The organism is Azoarcus sp. L1K30, from assembly GCF_018122735.1.
Lineage (GTDB): Bacteria > Pseudomonadota > Gammaproteobacteria > Burkholderiales > Rhodocyclaceae > Parazoarcus.
This window is the reverse complement of record NZ_JAGRRD010000001.1, coordinates 2063262-2078908: the sequence shown is the minus strand read 5'-3', so window position 1 is coordinate 2078908 and position 15647 is coordinate 2063262. Positions and strand designations below refer to the sequence as shown.

At 61.4% G+C, this 15647-nt stretch carries 15 protein-coding genes and 1 other RNA gene; 4 read left to right on the top strand and 12 right to left on the bottom strand.

What is annotated here, in order from left to right; genetic code table 11:
• Positions 1-63 precede the first annotated feature (63 nt).
• From J5J83_RS09460 to moeB, 4 genes are all read left to right on the top strand, one after another.
• A complete protein-coding gene (locus J5J83_RS09460) occupies positions 64-1380 on the top strand; it encodes a peptidoglycan DD-metalloendopeptidase family protein (protein ID WP_349251878.1) in 1317 nt (438 codons plus the stop codon).
• A 51-nt stretch (positions 1381-1431) separates the two neighbouring features.
• Positions 1432-2805, top strand: coding sequence for a S41 family peptidase (locus J5J83_RS09455; protein ID WP_212348379.1), 1374 nt, complete (start codon positions 1432-1434; stop codon positions 2803-2805).
• A 23-nt stretch (positions 2806-2828) separates the two neighbouring features.
• A complete protein-coding gene (locus J5J83_RS09450) occupies positions 2829-3278 on the top strand; it encodes a hypothetical protein (protein WP_212348376.1) in 450 nt (149 codons plus the stop codon).
• A gap of 62 nt (positions 3279-3340) precedes the next feature.
• Positions 3341-4090, top strand: coding sequence for a molybdopterin-synthase adenylyltransferase MoeB (gene moeB / locus J5J83_RS09445; RefSeq protein WP_212348373.1), 750 nt, complete (start codon positions 3341-3343; stop codon positions 4088-4090).
• A 14-nt stretch (positions 4091-4104) separates the two neighbouring features.
• Here the strand turns inward: moeB and ribD are convergent, their stop codons facing one another.
• The 12 genes from ribD to J5J83_RS09385 all read right to left on the bottom strand — a co-directional run.
• Entirely contained in the window at positions 4105-5199 is a 1095-nt protein-coding gene (gene ribD, locus J5J83_RS09440) for a bifunctional diaminohydroxyphosphoribosylaminopyrimidine deaminase/5-amino-6-(5-phosphoribosylamino)uracil reductase RibD (protein ID WP_212348370.1), read from the bottom strand.
• Entirely contained in the window at positions 5180-5695 is a 516-nt protein-coding gene (gene nrdR, locus J5J83_RS09435; RefSeq protein WP_212348367.1) for a transcriptional regulator NrdR, read from the bottom strand. Before nrdR ends, ribD begins: the two co-directional genes overlap by 20 nt.
• Positions 5696-5755: 60 nt before the next feature.
• Entirely contained in the window at positions 5756-7006 is a 1251-nt protein-coding gene (gene glyA / locus J5J83_RS09430) for a serine hydroxymethyltransferase (protein WP_212348364.1), read from the bottom strand.
• A gap of 114 nt (positions 7007-7120) precedes the next feature.
• Positions 7121-7768: a histidine phosphatase family protein gene (locus tag J5J83_RS09425; protein WP_212348361.1), complete on the bottom strand. Its 648-nt coding sequence runs from the start codon at positions 7766-7768 to the stop codon at positions 7121-7123.
• Positions 7762-9444 carry a TRAP transporter large permease subunit gene (locus tag J5J83_RS09420; RefSeq protein ID WP_212348358.1) on the bottom strand — a complete coding sequence of 561 codons (1683 nt, stop codon included), beginning with the start codon at positions 9442-9444 and terminating at the stop codon, positions 7762-7764. The genes J5J83_RS09425 and J5J83_RS09420 overlap by 7 nt, the downstream gene beginning before the upstream one ends.
• Complete coding sequence (locus J5J83_RS09415; protein ID WP_249115663.1) at positions 9444-10229, bottom strand: TRAP transporter small permease subunit; 786 nt, start codon at positions 10227-10229, stop codon at positions 9444-9446. Before J5J83_RS09415 ends, J5J83_RS09420 begins: the two co-directional genes overlap by 1 nt.
• A complete protein-coding gene (dctP, locus tag J5J83_RS09410; RefSeq protein WP_212348355.1) occupies positions 10172-11254 on the bottom strand; it encodes a TRAP transporter substrate-binding protein in 1083 nt (360 codons plus the stop codon). The genes J5J83_RS09415 and dctP overlap by 58 nt, the downstream gene beginning before the upstream one ends.
• Positions 11255-11729: 475 nt before the next feature.
• Positions 11730-12106: a transfer-messenger RNA gene (gene ssrA, locus J5J83_RS09405) on the bottom strand.
• Between the two features lie 85 nt (positions 12107-12191).
• On the bottom strand, positions 12192-12896 hold the full coding sequence (gene ubiG / locus J5J83_RS09400) for a bifunctional 2-polyprenyl-6-hydroxyphenol methylase/3-demethylubiquinol 3-O-methyltransferase UbiG (RefSeq protein ID WP_212348352.1): 705 nt from the start codon (positions 12894-12896) through the stop codon (positions 12192-12194).
• Positions 12897-13017: 121 nt separating this feature from the next.
• Positions 13018-13734 (bottom strand): OmpA family protein, encoded by a 717-nt coding sequence (locus J5J83_RS09395; protein ID WP_212348349.1) that lies wholly within the window; start codon positions 13732-13734, stop codon positions 13018-13020.
• Positions 13735-13831: 97 nt separating this feature from the next.
• Positions 13832-15151 (bottom strand): TRZ/ATZ family hydrolase, encoded by a 1320-nt coding sequence (locus J5J83_RS09390; protein ID WP_212348346.1) that lies wholly within the window; start codon positions 15149-15151, stop codon positions 13832-13834.
• Between the two features lie 61 nt (positions 15152-15212).
• On the bottom strand, positions 15213-15647 hold a 435-nt coding region (locus J5J83_RS09385; protein ID WP_212348343.1), incomplete at its 5' end, for an OmpA family protein.

The window sequence follows — 15647 nt, the reverse complement described above, 5'->3', positions numbered from 1 at the left end:
CCGGGCGCGTGCCGCGGTCACGAATGCCAAGGCCCGCGCGAAAAAGTGAGATATGCAGACCGCGTGAATGCCGTAATGCGCGGCGCGCTTGTGCTGGGTCTGGCGATCTCGAGTTTGCCGGGCGCAGTGGGCGCGGAAGCGCCTGTCGAAATCTCCGAAAAGCGCTCCGATCTGGATGAGCTCAAGCAACGTATCCGTGCATTGCAGAAGGACATGGCGCAGACGGAGGCCACGCGCTCGGATGCCGCAAACGCGCTGGCCGAGGCCGAGCGTGCAGTATCGGCGGCCGAACGCGGCGTGCGGCGCCTGGCCGCAGAGCGTTCGGATACCGAGAAGAAGCTGGCGATGCTCGAAGCCGAGCAGCGCGAAGTCGGCGCGCGAATCGATGCGCGCCAGGGAGAATTGGCCGAATGGCTGAGACGTCACTACATGTACGGTGCAGCAGACGGGGTGGCCCCCTTTCTTTCGGCTCGAGATCTCAATCAGCTCGCCAGGGATGCCCATTACATGGAGCATCTGGGCCGTGCGCGGCTGACATTGATCGATGATTTGCGTGCCGATCTGCGCAACAAGGCGACGCGGGCCATTGAGATTGCCGCTCGTCGCGATCGCTTGACCAGGCTCGAGGTCGAGCAGCGCGAGCAGCAGACCGCGCTGCTCGCGGTTCATGCGCGACGGCGTGAGGCCCTTGCGCAGATCGCGGCGCAGCTCAAGTCGCAGCGTCAGGAGGTCAGCGAGTTGAAGGCCGATGAGCAGCGACTGACCCGGCTCATCGAAACGCTGGCGCAACGCGCGCGCGAGGTGGCGGCGCGGCAGGCTGCCGCACGTGCGGCCGAGGCGCGTCGGGCGCAGGCTGAGGCCCAAACTGCGGAGAGCCGATCCAACGGACGCAGTGGCCGTTCCGGCGGAATCAGTCCGCGCCATTCGGAGCCGGTGGTGGGAGAGGTTAGGCACGCCGCTGGCGCGACGCCGACCGGCGTCAGTTTTGGCCAGTTGCGCGGGCAGTTGCGCTTTCCTGTCCGCGGCGAACTGATTGGACGTTTCGGTGCTCAAAGGGCTGAAGGCGGCACGACGTGGAAGGGTGTCTTCATTCGCGCCGCCAGTGGTGCTGAAGTGCGTGCGGTGGCAGCAGGCGAAGTGGTGTTTTCGGACTGGCTGCGCGGCTACGGCAATTTGCTGATCCTCGATCATGGTGGCGACTACCTGTCGGTCTACGGCAATAATGATGCCCTGCTCAAGGTGGTCGGCGACAACGTAAACGGCGGCGATGCCATTGCCAGTGTCGGGGCGAGCGGAGGGGGCCCGGAATCGGGTTTATACTTTGAAGTCCGTCATCAGGGACGGGCGCTCGACCCCTTGCAATGGGTGCGGCTTAACTAGATTCAGACGCGGTTGGATGACCGTGTTGGCATATTCCCCGATGGAGTACTCATGCCCAGCAGCAAGTTGAAGCAATTCGGGCTCGTGATGACCGGTGTTGTCGCCGGCGTGATGATCAGTCTGAACTTTTCCGCCAATGCCGACAGAACGGCGCTGGCGCCGCTCCCTGTCGAGGAGTTGCGCGCCTTTGCCGACGTCTTTAACGCGATCAAGCAGGGCTATGTCGAGCCGGTCGACGACAAGGTGCTCGTGACCCACGCCATCAGCGGGATGTTGAGCGGACTCGATCCGCATTCGGCATATCTCGACGCAGAGGCGTTCAAGGATCTGCAGGTCGGTACGCAGGGTGAGTTCGGTGGTCTTGGTATCGAAGTCGGGATGGAAGACGGCTTCGTAAAAGTGGTGTCGCCGATCGAAGACACGCCGGCGTTTCGGGCAGGGGTAAAGGCGGGTGACCTCATCGTCAAGCTCGACGAGACGCCGGTCAAGGGCATGAGCCTCAACGATGCGGTCAAGCGCATGCGCGGCAAGCCCAAGACTGACATTACGCTGACCATCATCCGCAAGGGAGAAGTGCGACCGCTTGTCGTCACGCTCACCCGCGAGGTGATCAAGGTGCAAAGCGTCAAGTCGAAGCTGATCGAGCCGGGTTATGGCTATCTGCGGGTGGCCCAGTTTCAGGAGAATACGGCGAGTTCGGTGGTTCAACACCTGGAAAAGCTCGCGAAAGAGGGGGCGCTGAAGGGGTTGGTGCTCGATCTGCGCAATGATCCGGGCGGTTTGTTGCACGGAGCCGTCGGCGTGGCTGCGGCATTCCTGCCGGTCAATACCCTGGTCGTCTCGACCGATGGTCGCACCGAAGACGCAAAGCGCGAGTATCGCGCGACGAGCGAGGATTACCTGCGTGGTTCGCGCGACGATTTTCTGCGCGCACTGCCCAAGTGGGCCCGAGAGGTGCCGATGGTGGTGTTGGTCAATGGCGGTTCGGCCTCGGCCTCGGAGATCGTCGCAGGCGCGTTGCAGGACCACAAGCGGGCCGTGGTCATGGGCACGCAGAGTTTCGGCAAGGGTTCGGTGCAGACGATTCTGCCACTGAACAATACGACGGCCATCAAGCTGACGACCGCGCGCTATTACACGCCGAGTGGTCGTTCGATCCAGGCCAAGGGCATCGAACCCGATATCGTGGTTGAAGAGTCGGCGAACGGCTCGGCCAGGCGGGTGCGGGAAGCCGACCTGGATGGGCACTTGGGTAATGATCGTGATCCCGACGCCGAGCGCAAGGCGCGCGAGACGCAAGCGGCCAAGCCGGGCGCTGACGAGGAGGCGACTCCGAGCTTCGAGCCTGCCGGCAAGGACGATTATCAGCTGGGTCAGGCGATCAATCTTCTCAAGGGACTGCAAATCGTCCAGAATAAAAAATAATCCATTTCGTCGGGAGGGTTGTGATGCGACGTGAAACGGCCTACAAGCTCGCTGGCAGACGTCACGACCATCCCGTCGTTGGCGCTGGACTGGACAAGCAGCGCGAGCTGCGCTTCAAGAAGCTGCCGCCGGGGCAGGTCGAACGGGCGCTGCGGGCACTGAGCATGCTCAAGGGACTGGAAGTCGAGCAAGGTGTGGGTGACTACGCACTGGTCGTGCGGTATTCAATACTCGATTACAGCCTCGAATCGCTCGAGGACGCCTTGCGTGAAGCGGGATTCGCACTGGACAACACCTTGTATTCGAAGATGGTGCGGGCGCTTGTCTATTTCTGCGAGGAGACACAGCGCCATAATCTGGTATCACCGGAGCGCCTGCTGAAGAAATCGAACGAGGTCTATATCCAGGCGTGGAGTCACCACGCGCACGGCGACCATGACGACACGCCGCCCGATCTGCGCGAGTACAAGTAATTGCTTTCCCCGACACTGTTCGAGGCCGCATTCTGCGGCCCTTTTTCTTCGGCGGTACCGCGATGAACGATGATCAGCTGCTGCGTTACAGCCGCCACATTTTGTTGCCCGAGATCGGCGTCGAGGGGCAGGAAGCCATTCTTGGCGCGCGGGTACTCCTGATTGGCGCGGGCGGGCTGGGATCACCCGCTGCGATGTATCTCGCCGCGGCGGGTGTCGGCACATTGGTGCTGGCCGACGGCGACACCGTGGATCTCACTAACCTGCAGCGCCAGATTCTGCATAGTGCCGACGGTGTGGGGCGCATGAAGGTCGAGTCGGGACGCGAAACCCTGCACCGCCTGAACCCGCTTGCCCGGGTAGAGACGCTGGCAGTTCGGCTCGAAGGCACCGCGCTAGACGAAGAGGTTGGCGCCGCCGACGTCGTGCTCGATTGCTGCGACAACTTCGCCACCCGCCACGCCGTGAACCGCGCCTGCGTGAAGCATCGCAAGCCGCTCGTCTCCGGGGCCGCAATCCGGTTCGATGGCCAGGTCTCGGTGTTTGATCTGCGCCACGACGACAGTCCCTGTTACCACTGCCTGTTTCCCGAAGGTGAGTCGGTGGAAGAGGTCCGTTGTGCGGTGATGGGTGTCTTTGCGCCGCTAGTCGGAATCATTGGCGCGACGCAGGCGGCCGAGGCGCTGAAGCTGATTGCCGGCTGCGGACGATCGCTCGACGGCCGTCTGCTTTTACTCGATGGGCTCGACATGGAATGGCGCAGCGTTTCGCTGGGCCGCGACCCCGGTTGCGCCGTCTGTGGCGGCCGCTGACACGCCCTGAACCGCTAACGATCGCGTACTCGGGCGATGAGTCTCAGGTCGCTGCCGATCTGGCGGATGTCAATGATGTCCAGTCGAACCGCCTCGTCCAGGCGAGTCAGGGCTGGCAGGTTGAACATGCCCTGTGCGGCGTCGCCGATCAGCATTGGGGCCATGTAGTGCAGCAATTCGTCGGCACAGCGCTCGCGAAGCAATGAACCGTTGAGTTTGAGTCCAGCCTCGGCATGCACTTCGTTCAGGCCCAGCTCGCCAAGCGCTAGCATCAGCGCCGGCAGATCGACCTTGCCCGCAGTGTTCGGGATGACCAGGATGCGGTGGCCGGCCGCGGTCAGTCGTGCATGTTGCGCCAGATCATCAACCGCCGTGGCGATAACGATCGGGGCACCTTGCAGGATGCGGGCCTGCGGCGAAATGTCGAGGCGGGCGTCGATGAGCACGCGCAAGGGTTGGCGCTCGCAGGGGACGGCACGGACGGTCAGCTCGGGGTCGTCGGCCTTCACCGTGCCGATACCGGTCAGGATCGCGCAGGCGCGGGCGCGCCAGCGATGGCCGTCGGCACGCGCCGCGGAACCGGTGATCCACTGGCTGACGCCATTGTTCAGCGCGGTCTTGCCATCGAGGCTGCTGGCGGTCTTGAGTCGCAACCAGGGGCGACCGCGGCTCATGCGCGAGATGAAGCCGATATTGAGCTCACGGGCTTCGTGCTCGAGCAGGCCATGGGCTGTCGCGATGCCGCTGGCGCGCAAGCGTTCGAGTCCACGACCGGCAACAAGGGGGTTGGGGTCTTCCATCGCGGCAACGACGCGCGAAATCCCCGCTGCAATCAGCGCCTCGGCGCACGGCGGCGTGCGGCCGAAATGTGCGCAGGGCTCCAGCGTGACGTAGGCTGTGGCGCCACTTGCCAGTTCGCCGGCCTGTTGCAAGGCGAGGACCTCTGCGTGGGCCTCACCCGCGCGTCGATGCCAGCCTTCGCCGACGATTGCGCCGTCGCGCACGATGACGCAGCCCACGCGCGGGTTCGGCGTGGTGCTCTCGAGCCCACGGCGCGCAAGCGCCATGGCGCGCGCCATGGCGGCATGATCAGTTGCCGAAAAGGTCATTCTCTGGATCGGCCGGTGGCGGCGAGCTCGTCCGGCCCCGTTTCGGCCGGCTCTGCACTTCGCGAATCACTTCGGAGAATTCATCGACATCGGCGAAGTTGCGGTAGACCGATGCGAAACGGATGTAGGCGACCTTGTCGAGCTTCTTGAGCTCCTTCATCACCAGTTCGCCGATCTTCTCGCTCGCAACTTCGTTCTCGCCCATTGCCAGCAGCCGGGCCTCGATGCGATCGACGGCTTGTTCAAGTGCCTCGGTGGTGACTGGTCGCTTGCGCAATGCAAGCTTCATGCTGTCGCTGAGCTTGGCGTGATCGAAGTCGCTGCGGTTGCCATTGCGCTTGACGATGTGCGGCATCTTCAGGTCGATGCGCTCATAGGTCGTGAAACGCTTGTCACAGTGCACGCAGCGACGCCGGCGACGAACGACCTCTCCGTCATCGTTTTCTCGAGTGTCGGTGACCTGGGTGTTGGGGTCACCGCAAAAGGGGCACTTCATCGCGTGCGTGCGGGAAATTGGCCGCTGCGCGCCGGTGGCGGGCGCGGCGGCGCAAACTTCTTACTTGCCGTAGACCGGGAACTTCGCACACAGGGCGGAGACCTTGCCGCGCACGCTTTCGATGACGGCAGCGTCCTCAGGTGCGTCGAGCACGTCTGCAATCAGGTGTGCGATCTGCTCAGCCTCGATCTCGGTGAAACCGCGTGTGGTCATGGCCGGTGAGCCGAGGCGGATGCCCGAGGTGACAAAGGGCTTTTCCGGATCATGCGGAATCGAGTTCTTGTTGACGGTGATATGCGCGCTGCCCAGCACGGCCTCGGCGGCCTTGCCGGTGATCTTCTTGGAGCGCAGGTCGACCAGAAATACGTGGCTCTCGGTGCGGCCGGAGACAATGCGCAGACCGCGCTCCTCACCCAGTACCCTGGCCATGACGCGGGCATTGGCGATCACCTGCTCCTGATAATTGCGGAACTGGGGCGATGCCGCTTCCTTGAACGCGACGGCCTTGCCGGCGATGACATGCATCAGCGGGCCACCCTGCAGACCGGGAAAGATCGCCGAGTTGATGGCTTTCTCGTGCTCGGCCTTCATCAGGATGATGCCGCCACGGGGGCCACGCAGGGTCTTGTGCGTGGTCGAGGTCACGACGTCGGCGTGGGGAACGGGATTCGGGTAGTAGCCGGCCGCAATCAGGCCGGCATAGTGGGCCATGTCCACCCAGAAGATGGCACCGATTTCCTTTGCGACCTTGGCAAAACGCTCGAAGTCAATGCGCAGCGAATAGGCCGACGCGCCCGCGATGATGATGCGCGGCTTGTGCTCGCGGGCCAGCGCTTCCATCTGGTCGTAATCGATCTCTTCCTTCTCGTTCAGACCGTATGCAACCACGTTGAACCACTTCCCGGACATGTTCAACGGCATGCCGTGGGTCAGGTGACCGCCTTCGGCAAGGCTCATGCCCATGATGGTGTCGCCCGGCTTGGCGAAAGCCAGCAGCACGGCCTGATTGGCCTGCGAGCCCGAATTGGGCTGAACGTTGGCCGCTTCTGCGCCGAACAGCTTCTTCAGGCGGTCGATCGCCAGTTGTTCGGCCACATCCACATGTTCGCAGCCGCCGTAGTAGCGCTTGCCCGGATAGCCTTCAGCATACTTGTTGGTCAGCTGGGAGCCCTGTGCCTCCATCACCGCATGGGAGACGTAGTTCTCGGATGCGATCAATTCGATGTGGTCTTCCTGGCGGCGGTTTTCCGCCTGCATGGCGGCCCACAGCTCGGGATCGACCTTGGCAATGGTATCTTGGGAAGAGAACATGGAACGGACTCGGCAGGGTTGTTTTAAAAGCGGATATTACCACGCGCGGCGAGCGCGCACGGCAAGACGCTTGACTTCGGTGGCCGCTGCCGGGCGGTTCGCGATGGGACGACTTCAAGCGTTGGCGAGTTCGTCCAGCGAGCTGCCCAGGTGTCCCTCGTCGCCCCAGCTGATCAGATGCCACTGACCGTCCTCGTGCGCGATCCAGTTCAGGGCTGCATTGGGAATGGTGAAGTCCCGTGGACTGTCGAGCGCCTTGCCGGTGGCCAAGCGATGAATGACGTCAAGTACGCCCCCGTGCGTCACGACGAGCAATTGCTCACCCGCATGGTGGTGCACGATGTCGGCCAGGGTGTCTGAAATCCTGGCGGCGAAGGCGATCAGGCTCTCGCCGCCGCCGGAAAACGCGAATGCGGTGTCCCGATCAAGGAAGCGGGCGTACTCTTCCGGATGACGGGTGCTGGCCTCTGCATAGGTCAGTCCCTGAAAGTGCCCATAGTGGCGTTCGCGCAAACCCGGGTGAGTACTTACGACGACGTCCGTGCCCGCCACGATGCGCGATGCCGTCATGCTCGCGCGCTGCAAGTCACTGCAGTAGGCCGCTGAGAACCGTTGTCCGGCGAGGGCGCGGCCCGTTGCTTCGGCCTGCACCAGGCCGTTTTCATTGAGTTCGACGTCGAGATGCCCCTGAAGCCGCCGTTCGGCGTTCCAGGTGGTTTCTCCGTGGCGGACGACGCACAGTCGAGTGGCCGTCCTTACCATCCGCCCGACTCCTTGGGCGCACCCCAACCTCCGTCGGACGGCGGCGCTTCGATCTCGATGGTATTCAGATCGACCTTGACCTCGGCGTCCAGGTTGCCGGTCACGAGTTGCGGGAAGATGATGACGAGCGCAAGGACGAAAATCTGGATCAGCACGAACGGAATCGAGCCACGATAGATCTGCGTCGTCTTCACCGGTTCGATGCGCTTTCCGGTGACCCGGTCGAGGAAGGCGCTGACGGGGGCCACACTGCGCAGATAGAACAGGGCGAAGCCAAACGGCGGGGTCAGGAAGGAGGTCTGCATGTTGATGGCGATCATCACCCCGAACCAGATCAGGTCGACGCCGAGTTTGTCGGCAACCGGCGCCAGTAGCGGGAGCAGAATAAAGGCGATTTCGAAGAAGTCGAGGAAGAAGCCCAGGCCGAAAATGACCATGTTTACGAAAATCAGGAAGCCGATCTGACCGCCCGGCAGCTTGTCGAACAGGTGTTCCACCCAATGCTGACCATCCACCGCAGTAAAGGTGAAGCTGAACAGTGTGGAGCCGATCAGGATGAAGAGTACGAAGCACGACAGGCGGGTCGTCGACTCGAGCGCCTGTGTAAGCGTTTTCAGATCGAGGCGTTTGCGAACGCCCGCAAGCAGAAGAGCGCCTACCGCGCCCATCGCGCCTCCTTCGGTCGGCGTTGCTACGCCGAGGAAGATCGTTCCGAGCACGAGGAAGATCAGCGCGAGAGGGGGAATCAGCACGAACACGACTCGCTGGCAAATACGCGACAGCAGCCCCAGTTTGAGGGCGCGGCTGATACTTGCTGCGCCCAGCGCGAAGATCGTGCCAAAGGACATACCCATGACAATGGTTTCGTCAAGCGCGGGCTTGGAAACAGCTCCCTTCATTGCCGTCAGGATGTCCGCATAACTCATGCCAAAGGCAACCGAAATCGCCGTGGTGAGCAGGGCAAATACTGCGAGCGAACGCAAACCCGAACTGCCGTCGGGTTCGCGATGGGTCAGCGCCTCGGGCGGCAAGGCCGGCACCATTCGTGGTTTGAAAATGGCCAGCGCAATGATGAACAGGGCGTACATCGCAACCAGCATGAAGGCTGGAATGAAAGCGCCCTTGTACATGTCACCAACGCTGCGACCGAGTTGGTCGGCCATCACGATGAGCACGAGCGAAGGCGGGATGGCCTGGGCAAGAGTGCCAGACGCCGTGATTGCACCGCACGCAATCTCGCGGCTATAGCCGTAGCGCAGCATGATCGGAAGCGAAATGAGTCCCATCGAGATGACGGAGGCGGCCACCACACCCGTCGTGGCGGCGAGTAGTGCCCCGACGAAAATGACAGCCAGTGCCAGTCCGCCCCGAACCGGCCCGAAAACCTGTCCTACGGTATCGAGCAGGTCTTCGGCCATGCCGCTACGCTCTAGAATCAAGCCCATCAGGGTGAAGAACGGAATGGCCAGCAGGGTGTCGTTCTGCATGATGCCGAACACGCGCAATGGCAGTGCCTGAAACAGGGATGACGGCAGGAGCCCCGCTTCAATGCCGATGAAGCCGAAAAACAGTCCGCAGGCCGCGAGCGCGAAGGCAACGGGAAAACCTGAAAGAAGAAAGAAGATCACTGCGCCGAACATGATCGGGGCAGCATTCGATGCGAAGAACTCGATCATTATTTGGCCTTTGCTGCGTCGGGTTCGTGATCGTTCGGGGAGTCGCCGTGGCCACCGTGGAGCGTCGGATCGGGCGCCTTGCCGGCGAGAAATCCGATGCGCTTGATGAGTTCGGAGAGCGCCTGAATGGCGAGGAGGCCGAATCCGATCGGTACCATGCTGTAAACCGGCCAGCGAATGAGGCCGCCCGAGTTCGATGACATCTCACCCGATTCGTAGGCTGCGGCAACGATGGGCCACGAGAAGTCAATCATGAAGTAACACATCGGCAGCAGAAAAATCAGAATTCCGCCAATGTCGATCAGGATGCGGGTTCGCTTGGAAAAACTGTTGGCGACGGCATCAATGCGGACGTGGGCGTTTTGCAGGAAGGTAAAGCCTGCGCCAAAGAGAAAGACCGCAGCGAACAGGTACCACTGAATTTCGAGAAACGCGTTCGAGCCAACGTTGAACGCCTTGCGGGCAATGGCGTTGAGCGCGCTGATGATGGCGGCAGCCAGAACCAGCCAGATGATGGATTTTCCGATCAGGCGTGTAAACCCGTCGATGAGGTTCGATAGTTTGAGGAGGATATCCATGAGTGCGTCGGCGGTGCCCCAAGATTGCTGAATGAGCCGGAATTGTCCTGTGCGCTGCCCAGGAAATGGCAAGGTGTGCGAATGGGAGACGGGCTTGCCACCAGGACTGCGCGCAACCGGTTGGGGCCGATTGCGCGCAGTCCTCGCGCTTACAACTTCTGTGCCGACATGTACTGATCGTAGCTGCCCTCTGCGATCGGTGCCCATTGGTAGGAATTGGAGAGGAACTGGGCGTAGTCGCCGTAGATCTTCTTCCAGTCGGGATTGGTATCGTTCAATTCCGCATAGACGTCATTTCGAGCCTTGAACGCGGCATCCATCACCGACTTCGGGAAGCGGTCGAGTTTCGCACCTTCGGCAATCAGTTGCTTCAGTGCGTTCGGGTTGCGCGCATCATAGCGAGCCTGCATGACGACGTGCGCATCCGAGGCGGCCTGTCGAACGATGGCCTTGTATTCGTTCGACAGGGAGTTCCACTGCTTGTCGTTGATGTAGAGCGAAAGCTGGGCGCCACCTTCCCACCAGCCCGGGTAGTAGTAGTAGGGGGCGACCTTGTGGAAACCAAGCTTGAGATCGTCGTAGGGGCCGACCCATTCCGTAGCGTCGATCGTGCCCTTTTCGAGGGACTGATAGATCTCGCCACCGGGAATGTTTTGCGGCACACCGCCCATCTTGCCCAGTACGCGACCACCGAAACCGCCGATGCGCATCTTGAGGCCGTTGATGTCGGCGGGGGACTTGATCGGCTTGCGATACCAACCACCCATCTGCGCGCCGGTGTTGCCGAGCGGGAGGTTGATGATATTGAACTGGGAATAGAATTCGCGCATCAGCTTGAGGCCATTGCCTTCGTACATCCACGCTGTCTGTTGACGCGAGTTCATGCCGAAGGGGATGGCACAGTCGAATGCAAAGGCTTCGTTCTTGCCGAAGAAATAATACGGTGCGGTGTGTGCAGCATCAATGGCACCTTGCTGGATCGCATCGACCACTCCGAACGCGGGTACCAGTTCGCCTGCGGCATGCACCGAAATCTGAAACTTCCCGCCCGTGGCATCAGACACGTTCTTCGAGAAGACCTCAGCTGCTCCGAAAATCGTATCGAGTGATTTGGGGAAGCTGGACGCGAGCCGCCAGCGGACCTGCTGCTGGGCATTGACGATGGCTGGCGCCGTGCCGGCGGCAAGCACTCCTGCGAGACCTGCACCTTTGAGAAATTTGCGACGTTCCACGACCTCTCCTCGTTATCAGACTTTTATCGGACTGCTGGGGGCCGATTATAGGGATTGCGCGGCCGCGGAAAACCGCGGAAAACCCTAACCGGGACGGGCATTTCCGATTCTGAATGACGTTTAACTGGGGATTCCATCTCGTCGTCCAATGATGTGCGCGATTCCCGCGGTGTGGCTCGTTTGGGCAATGGATGGCGCCATTTCCTCCCAGTCGAGGCCGGGCCTTGGTTTGATGGCGTGTCGATACCTGCATGCAAAAGGCGGTGTGCGCCGGGCGTTGCGCAGACGGTGGCTTGTGGTCATGGCGAAAGACAGGCTCGCTCCGAGGGGGCGACTCAAGAGGAATGCGCAAGACAGCGGGCCGGGAGAAGACTGCGACGTCGGCAGATTCGCTAGGGTTTCCTCGATGGCCGTTGGAAGCTGGTGCGATAAGGCAAGAAAAAACCCCAACCGAAAACGGTTGGGGTTCCAATGCTGGTGGAGCCGGGGGGAATCGAACCCCCGTCCGCAAGTCCTCTACAGACAGATCTACATACTTGTCCGCCCTATTTGGATTTAACCCCTGACTTAGCCGGTCGGCAGGCCGGTCAGAGGCGAGTCACCTTACCTTTAGCTGTTGAACCAAGTAACCCGGCGCAACTCGCGATTCTCTGTAAATGACACTGCAGCGGCTCGGCTTTCGCCTTACCACCCGACCCAGAGACCTGTCGGTGCAGCGCTAACCGGGATTAAGCGGCTAGAGCGAAACGCTCGTCGTTGGCGTTTATGGTTTTCCAGATGGATTTACGAGGTCACTGGTCCTCGGTATGCACTGCACTGCTTCGCGACCCACGTCGAAGCCAGGTCGGCCCCAGAAATCGGTGAAGCATGACCAAGATGGGGTGTCTTGGTCGAATTTCAAGTGTCAGTGTAGCACGCGCTCAATTGCCCTTGCAGGTCAACGCTCGCGGCGTGTGTGAAGCAGGTAGTTCACATCGGTATCGCGGCCGAGCGAATAGACTTTGGTCAACGGGTTGTAAGTCATTCCGATCAGGGCCTGCGGGTTGAGACCGGCATGCCGGCAGTAGCGACTGAGTTCCGATGGCTTGATGAACTTGGCATACTCATGCGTGCCACGTGGCAACAGCTTCAGCACGTATTCGGCACCGATGATCGCAAAGGTGTATGCCTTCAGGTTGCGATTCAGGGTTGAGAAGAATACATGGCCGCCCGGTTTGACCAACTTTGCGCAGGCCGCGATCGTGCTCGCCGGATCGGGGACGTGCTCGAGCATTTCCATGCAGGTGACGACGTCGAACGTCTGAGGATTCTCTTCCGCGAAGGCTTCGGCGCTGACGAGCCTGTAGTCCACCCGCTGGCCGCTCTCGAACAGGTGGAGTCGGGCGACACCGAGTGCCTTTTCAGACAGGTCCACTCCGGTCACGTCCGCACCCCGCGAGGCCATGCCCTCCGACAGAATTCCGCCGCCACAACCGACATCGAGGACCTTCTTGCCCGCCAGTCCGGCGATGCTGTCTATCCAGTCGAGGCGCAGCGGATTGATTTCGTGCAATGGTTTGAATTCAGACGACGGATCCCACCAGCGGTGCGCGAGGTCACTGAACTTCTGCAGTTCCGCTGGATCGGCATTTAACGTTGTCATGGTCATGGTCTGAAGCGTGGTGGCGGACGGGGATTGTGACAGCGCGTCTCTCGAGGTGTTCTAGAGGCGCAAAATGAAAAAGGCCCCGCCTAGGCAGGGCCTTTTCGACAACAACGCCGTATTATTTGGAGCCGATGACTTCGACTTCAACGCGACGGTCGGGTTGCAGGCACTCGATCAGCGCCTTGCGGTTCTTGACCGTGTTGCACTTGTCACCGGTGACCGGCTGCTTCTCGCCCTTGCCTTCGGTGTAGACGCGGTTGGCTTCAATGCCCTTGGATACGAGGTAGGTCTTCACTGCGGCAGCACGGCGCTCGGACAGCTTCTGGTTGTAGCTGTCCGAGCCGAGACGGTCGGTGTGACCGACGGCCAGGATGACCTCGAGCTTCACGCCCTTGGACTTGGCGGCCAGCTCATCGAGCTTGGCCATGCCGGCGCTCTTCAGAACGGCCTTGTCGAAGTCGAACAGGGTGTCGGCAGACAGCTTGACCTTGTCGGCCGTCGGCTTCGGTGCCGGTGCGGCAGGCTTGGCCATCGGGGCAGCAGCAGCCATCTTCTCGCACTTGTCCTTCGGCACGATGTCGCTGTCACATGCGCAACCTGCGGGGAATTCGCCTGCCATGGCGGACGCGGCCGCAGCAGGGCTCCAGAAGCCGGTGCGCCAGCACAGGCCGGTACCACTGCGGGCGACGACATTGCGGCTGTCGATGACGTAGGGAACGACACCCTTGCCGTCCACGACGACGTCGGTCGATTGGGCAAAAGCGGTGGGTGCAGACAGACCGATCGAAGCGATCGCGGCCAGCATGAGCATTTGGATCTTGGATTGTTTGTTCATGGTTTCCTCTTGTGAAGGGCAGGTGACTGGTGGCGCCGCAGCAAACGAGTGCGAGCGGCCACGATACCGTCTTGCACTCGATTTCACGTTATTTTTTTCAATTAACAAGTTTAGTTTGCCATAGCGACGTGATGCCGAGCAATTCTTTGTCGCTTATCTGCAACAGCACTTGGCCGTTCTGTACACGTGGTACGCCGCCCACCCAGACATGCGAGACGTGTTCGCGGCCACAGACGTAAACAAGGTGCGAAATGGGGTCGAAACAAGGCTGGGTGACCGGATCGGCGATCGAGACTGCGCAAAGGTCTGCAAGTTTTCCGGTCGCAATGGAGCCAATCTTGTCGGCCATGCCGAGCGCATGGGCGCCACCGAGTGTCGCCATGTGCAATACGGCGTGTGCGGGCAGGGCGCTTGCGTCGAGACTCGCAACCTTGGCCAGCAGGGCGGCATGGCGCATTTCCTGCAAGAGATCGAGACGATTGTTGCTGGCCGCACCGTCCGTGCCAAGGCCGACGTTGATGTTGCGTTTCACAAGGTCCGCGATCGGGGCGATTCCGCTCCCCAGTTTCATGTTCGAAGTCGGGCAGTGTGCAACGCTGCAAGCGTTGTGCGACAGCATGGCACGATCGGTGTCATCGAGATGCACTGCATGCACGGCGATCAGGCCCGGGCCGAGCAGACCGAGTCGTTCAAGGCGGGCAAGCGGGCGCACGCCGTGCGCCGAAAGGCTGTCGGAAATCTCCGTCGCGGTCTCGTGAACGTGGATATGAAGTGGGATATCCAGCTCGGCCGCCAGCGTCGCTGCGCGTTCGAGGCCGCCGTCAGACACAGTGTAAGGCGCATGTGGCGCAATGGAGAAGCCGAGAAGGGGTTCCGCGCGCCACTGATCGCGCATGTTCAGGCCCTTGCGCAGGTAGTCGTCGGCGTCGCTGGCATAGGGGGTCGGGAAGTCGATCAGGATAATGCCGACGACGGCCCGCATGCCAGCCCGGGTGAACGCTTCTGCCGCCGCTTCAGGGTAGAAGTACATGTCATTGCAGGTGGTAATGCCGCCGCGCAGCATCTCGCGTGCGGCCAGCAGGGTTCCGTCGTGAACGAAGCTCTTCGACGCATGCCTGCCCTCCACCGGCCAGATCGTCTCCTGCAGCCAGCGCATCAGCGGGAGGTCGTCGCCCATTCCCCGCATCAGGCTCATCGCGGCGTGAGCGTGAAGGTTGACCAGACCGGGCAGCAGGATATGGTCAGGAAGTTCGGTGATCTCCGTTGCGCGATACCGGGCGCGCGCATCGGCTTGCGGCAGGACGTCCACGATGTGTCCCGCGCGGATCGCCACGCTGTGATGTTCCAGTGCGGTGTTTGCCGGTGAGACGGGTATCAGCCAGCGCGAATGGATGAGTTGATCGACAGCTTCGGTCACGCTACGGCTCCGGGAGGAAAAACCCCGCACCAGGCGGGGTTCGGCATAGTGCCATGCGGGTTTACATCGTGCCGCCCTTTATCTCGACGACGACCCGGCGATGTGGCTCGAGGCAGGCGATGAGTTTCGTGCGACCGAGCGAATCGGGGCAGGAGATGCCCGCCACGGGCAGGGTCTTGCCGTATCCGATGGTTTCGATCACGTTGGCGTTCACGCCCTTGCTGACGAGGTAGTTCTTTACCACTTCGGCCCGGCGTTCGGACAATTTCTGATTGTAGGCGTGCGATCCGAGACGATCGGTATGGCCGGAGACGGTGACCATTGCGATCGGGCCGAATCCCGACAGCTTGGCAAGGACTTCGTTGTCGATCGCCTGCCGGCCCTCGGCGATCAGCGTCGATTTGTTGAAGCCGAACAGCGCCTTGGACGACAGCGTGATCGCTTTCTTCGGTGCTGCCGGGGCGGGCGTGGCCGGACTGGCAGCACCGAAGAAAGC

Bases quoted from the DNA above. Each gene is read 5' to 3' on its own strand.
- J5J83_RS09455 (WP_212348379.1), top strand. From the start codon at position 1,432: ATGCCCAGCAGCAAGTTGAAGCAATTCGGGCTCGTGATGACCGGTGTT.
- J5J83_RS09415 (WP_249115663.1), bottom strand. From the start codon at position 10,229: ATGGGCACCGATCGCAGAGGGCAGCTACGATCAGTACATGTCGGCACA.
- J5J83_RS09420 (WP_212348358.1), bottom strand. From the start codon at position 9,444: ATGATCGAGTTCTTCGCATCGAATGCTGCCCCGATCATGTTCGGCGCA.
- nrdR (WP_212348367.1), bottom strand. From the start codon at position 5,695: ATGAAGTGCCCCTTTTGCGGTGACCCCAACACCCAGGTCACCGACACT.
- J5J83_RS09395 (WP_212348349.1), bottom strand. From the start codon at position 13,734: ATGAACAAACAATCCAAGATCCAAATGCTCATGCTGGCCGCGATCGCT.
- ubiG (WP_212348352.1), bottom strand. From the start codon at position 12,896: ATGACAACGTTAAATGCCGATCCAGCGGAACTGCAGAAGTTCAGTGAC.
- glyA (WP_212348364.1), bottom strand. From the start codon at position 7,006: ATGTTCTCTTCCCAAGATACCATTGCCAAGGTCGATCCCGAGCTGTGG.
- moeB (WP_212348373.1), top strand. From the start codon at position 3,341: ATGAACGATGATCAGCTGCTGCGTTACAGCCGCCACATTTTGTTGCCC.
- J5J83_RS09450 (WP_212348376.1), top strand. From the start codon at position 2,829: ATGCGACGTGAAACGGCCTACAAGCTCGCTGGCAGACGTCACGACCAT.
- J5J83_RS09425 (WP_212348361.1), bottom strand. From the start codon at position 7,768: ATGGTAAGGACGGCCACTCGACTGTGCGTCGTCCGCCACGGAGAAACC.
- ribD (WP_212348370.1), bottom strand. From the start codon at position 5,199: ATGACCTTTTCGGCAACTGATCATGCCGCCATGGCGCGCGCCATGGCG.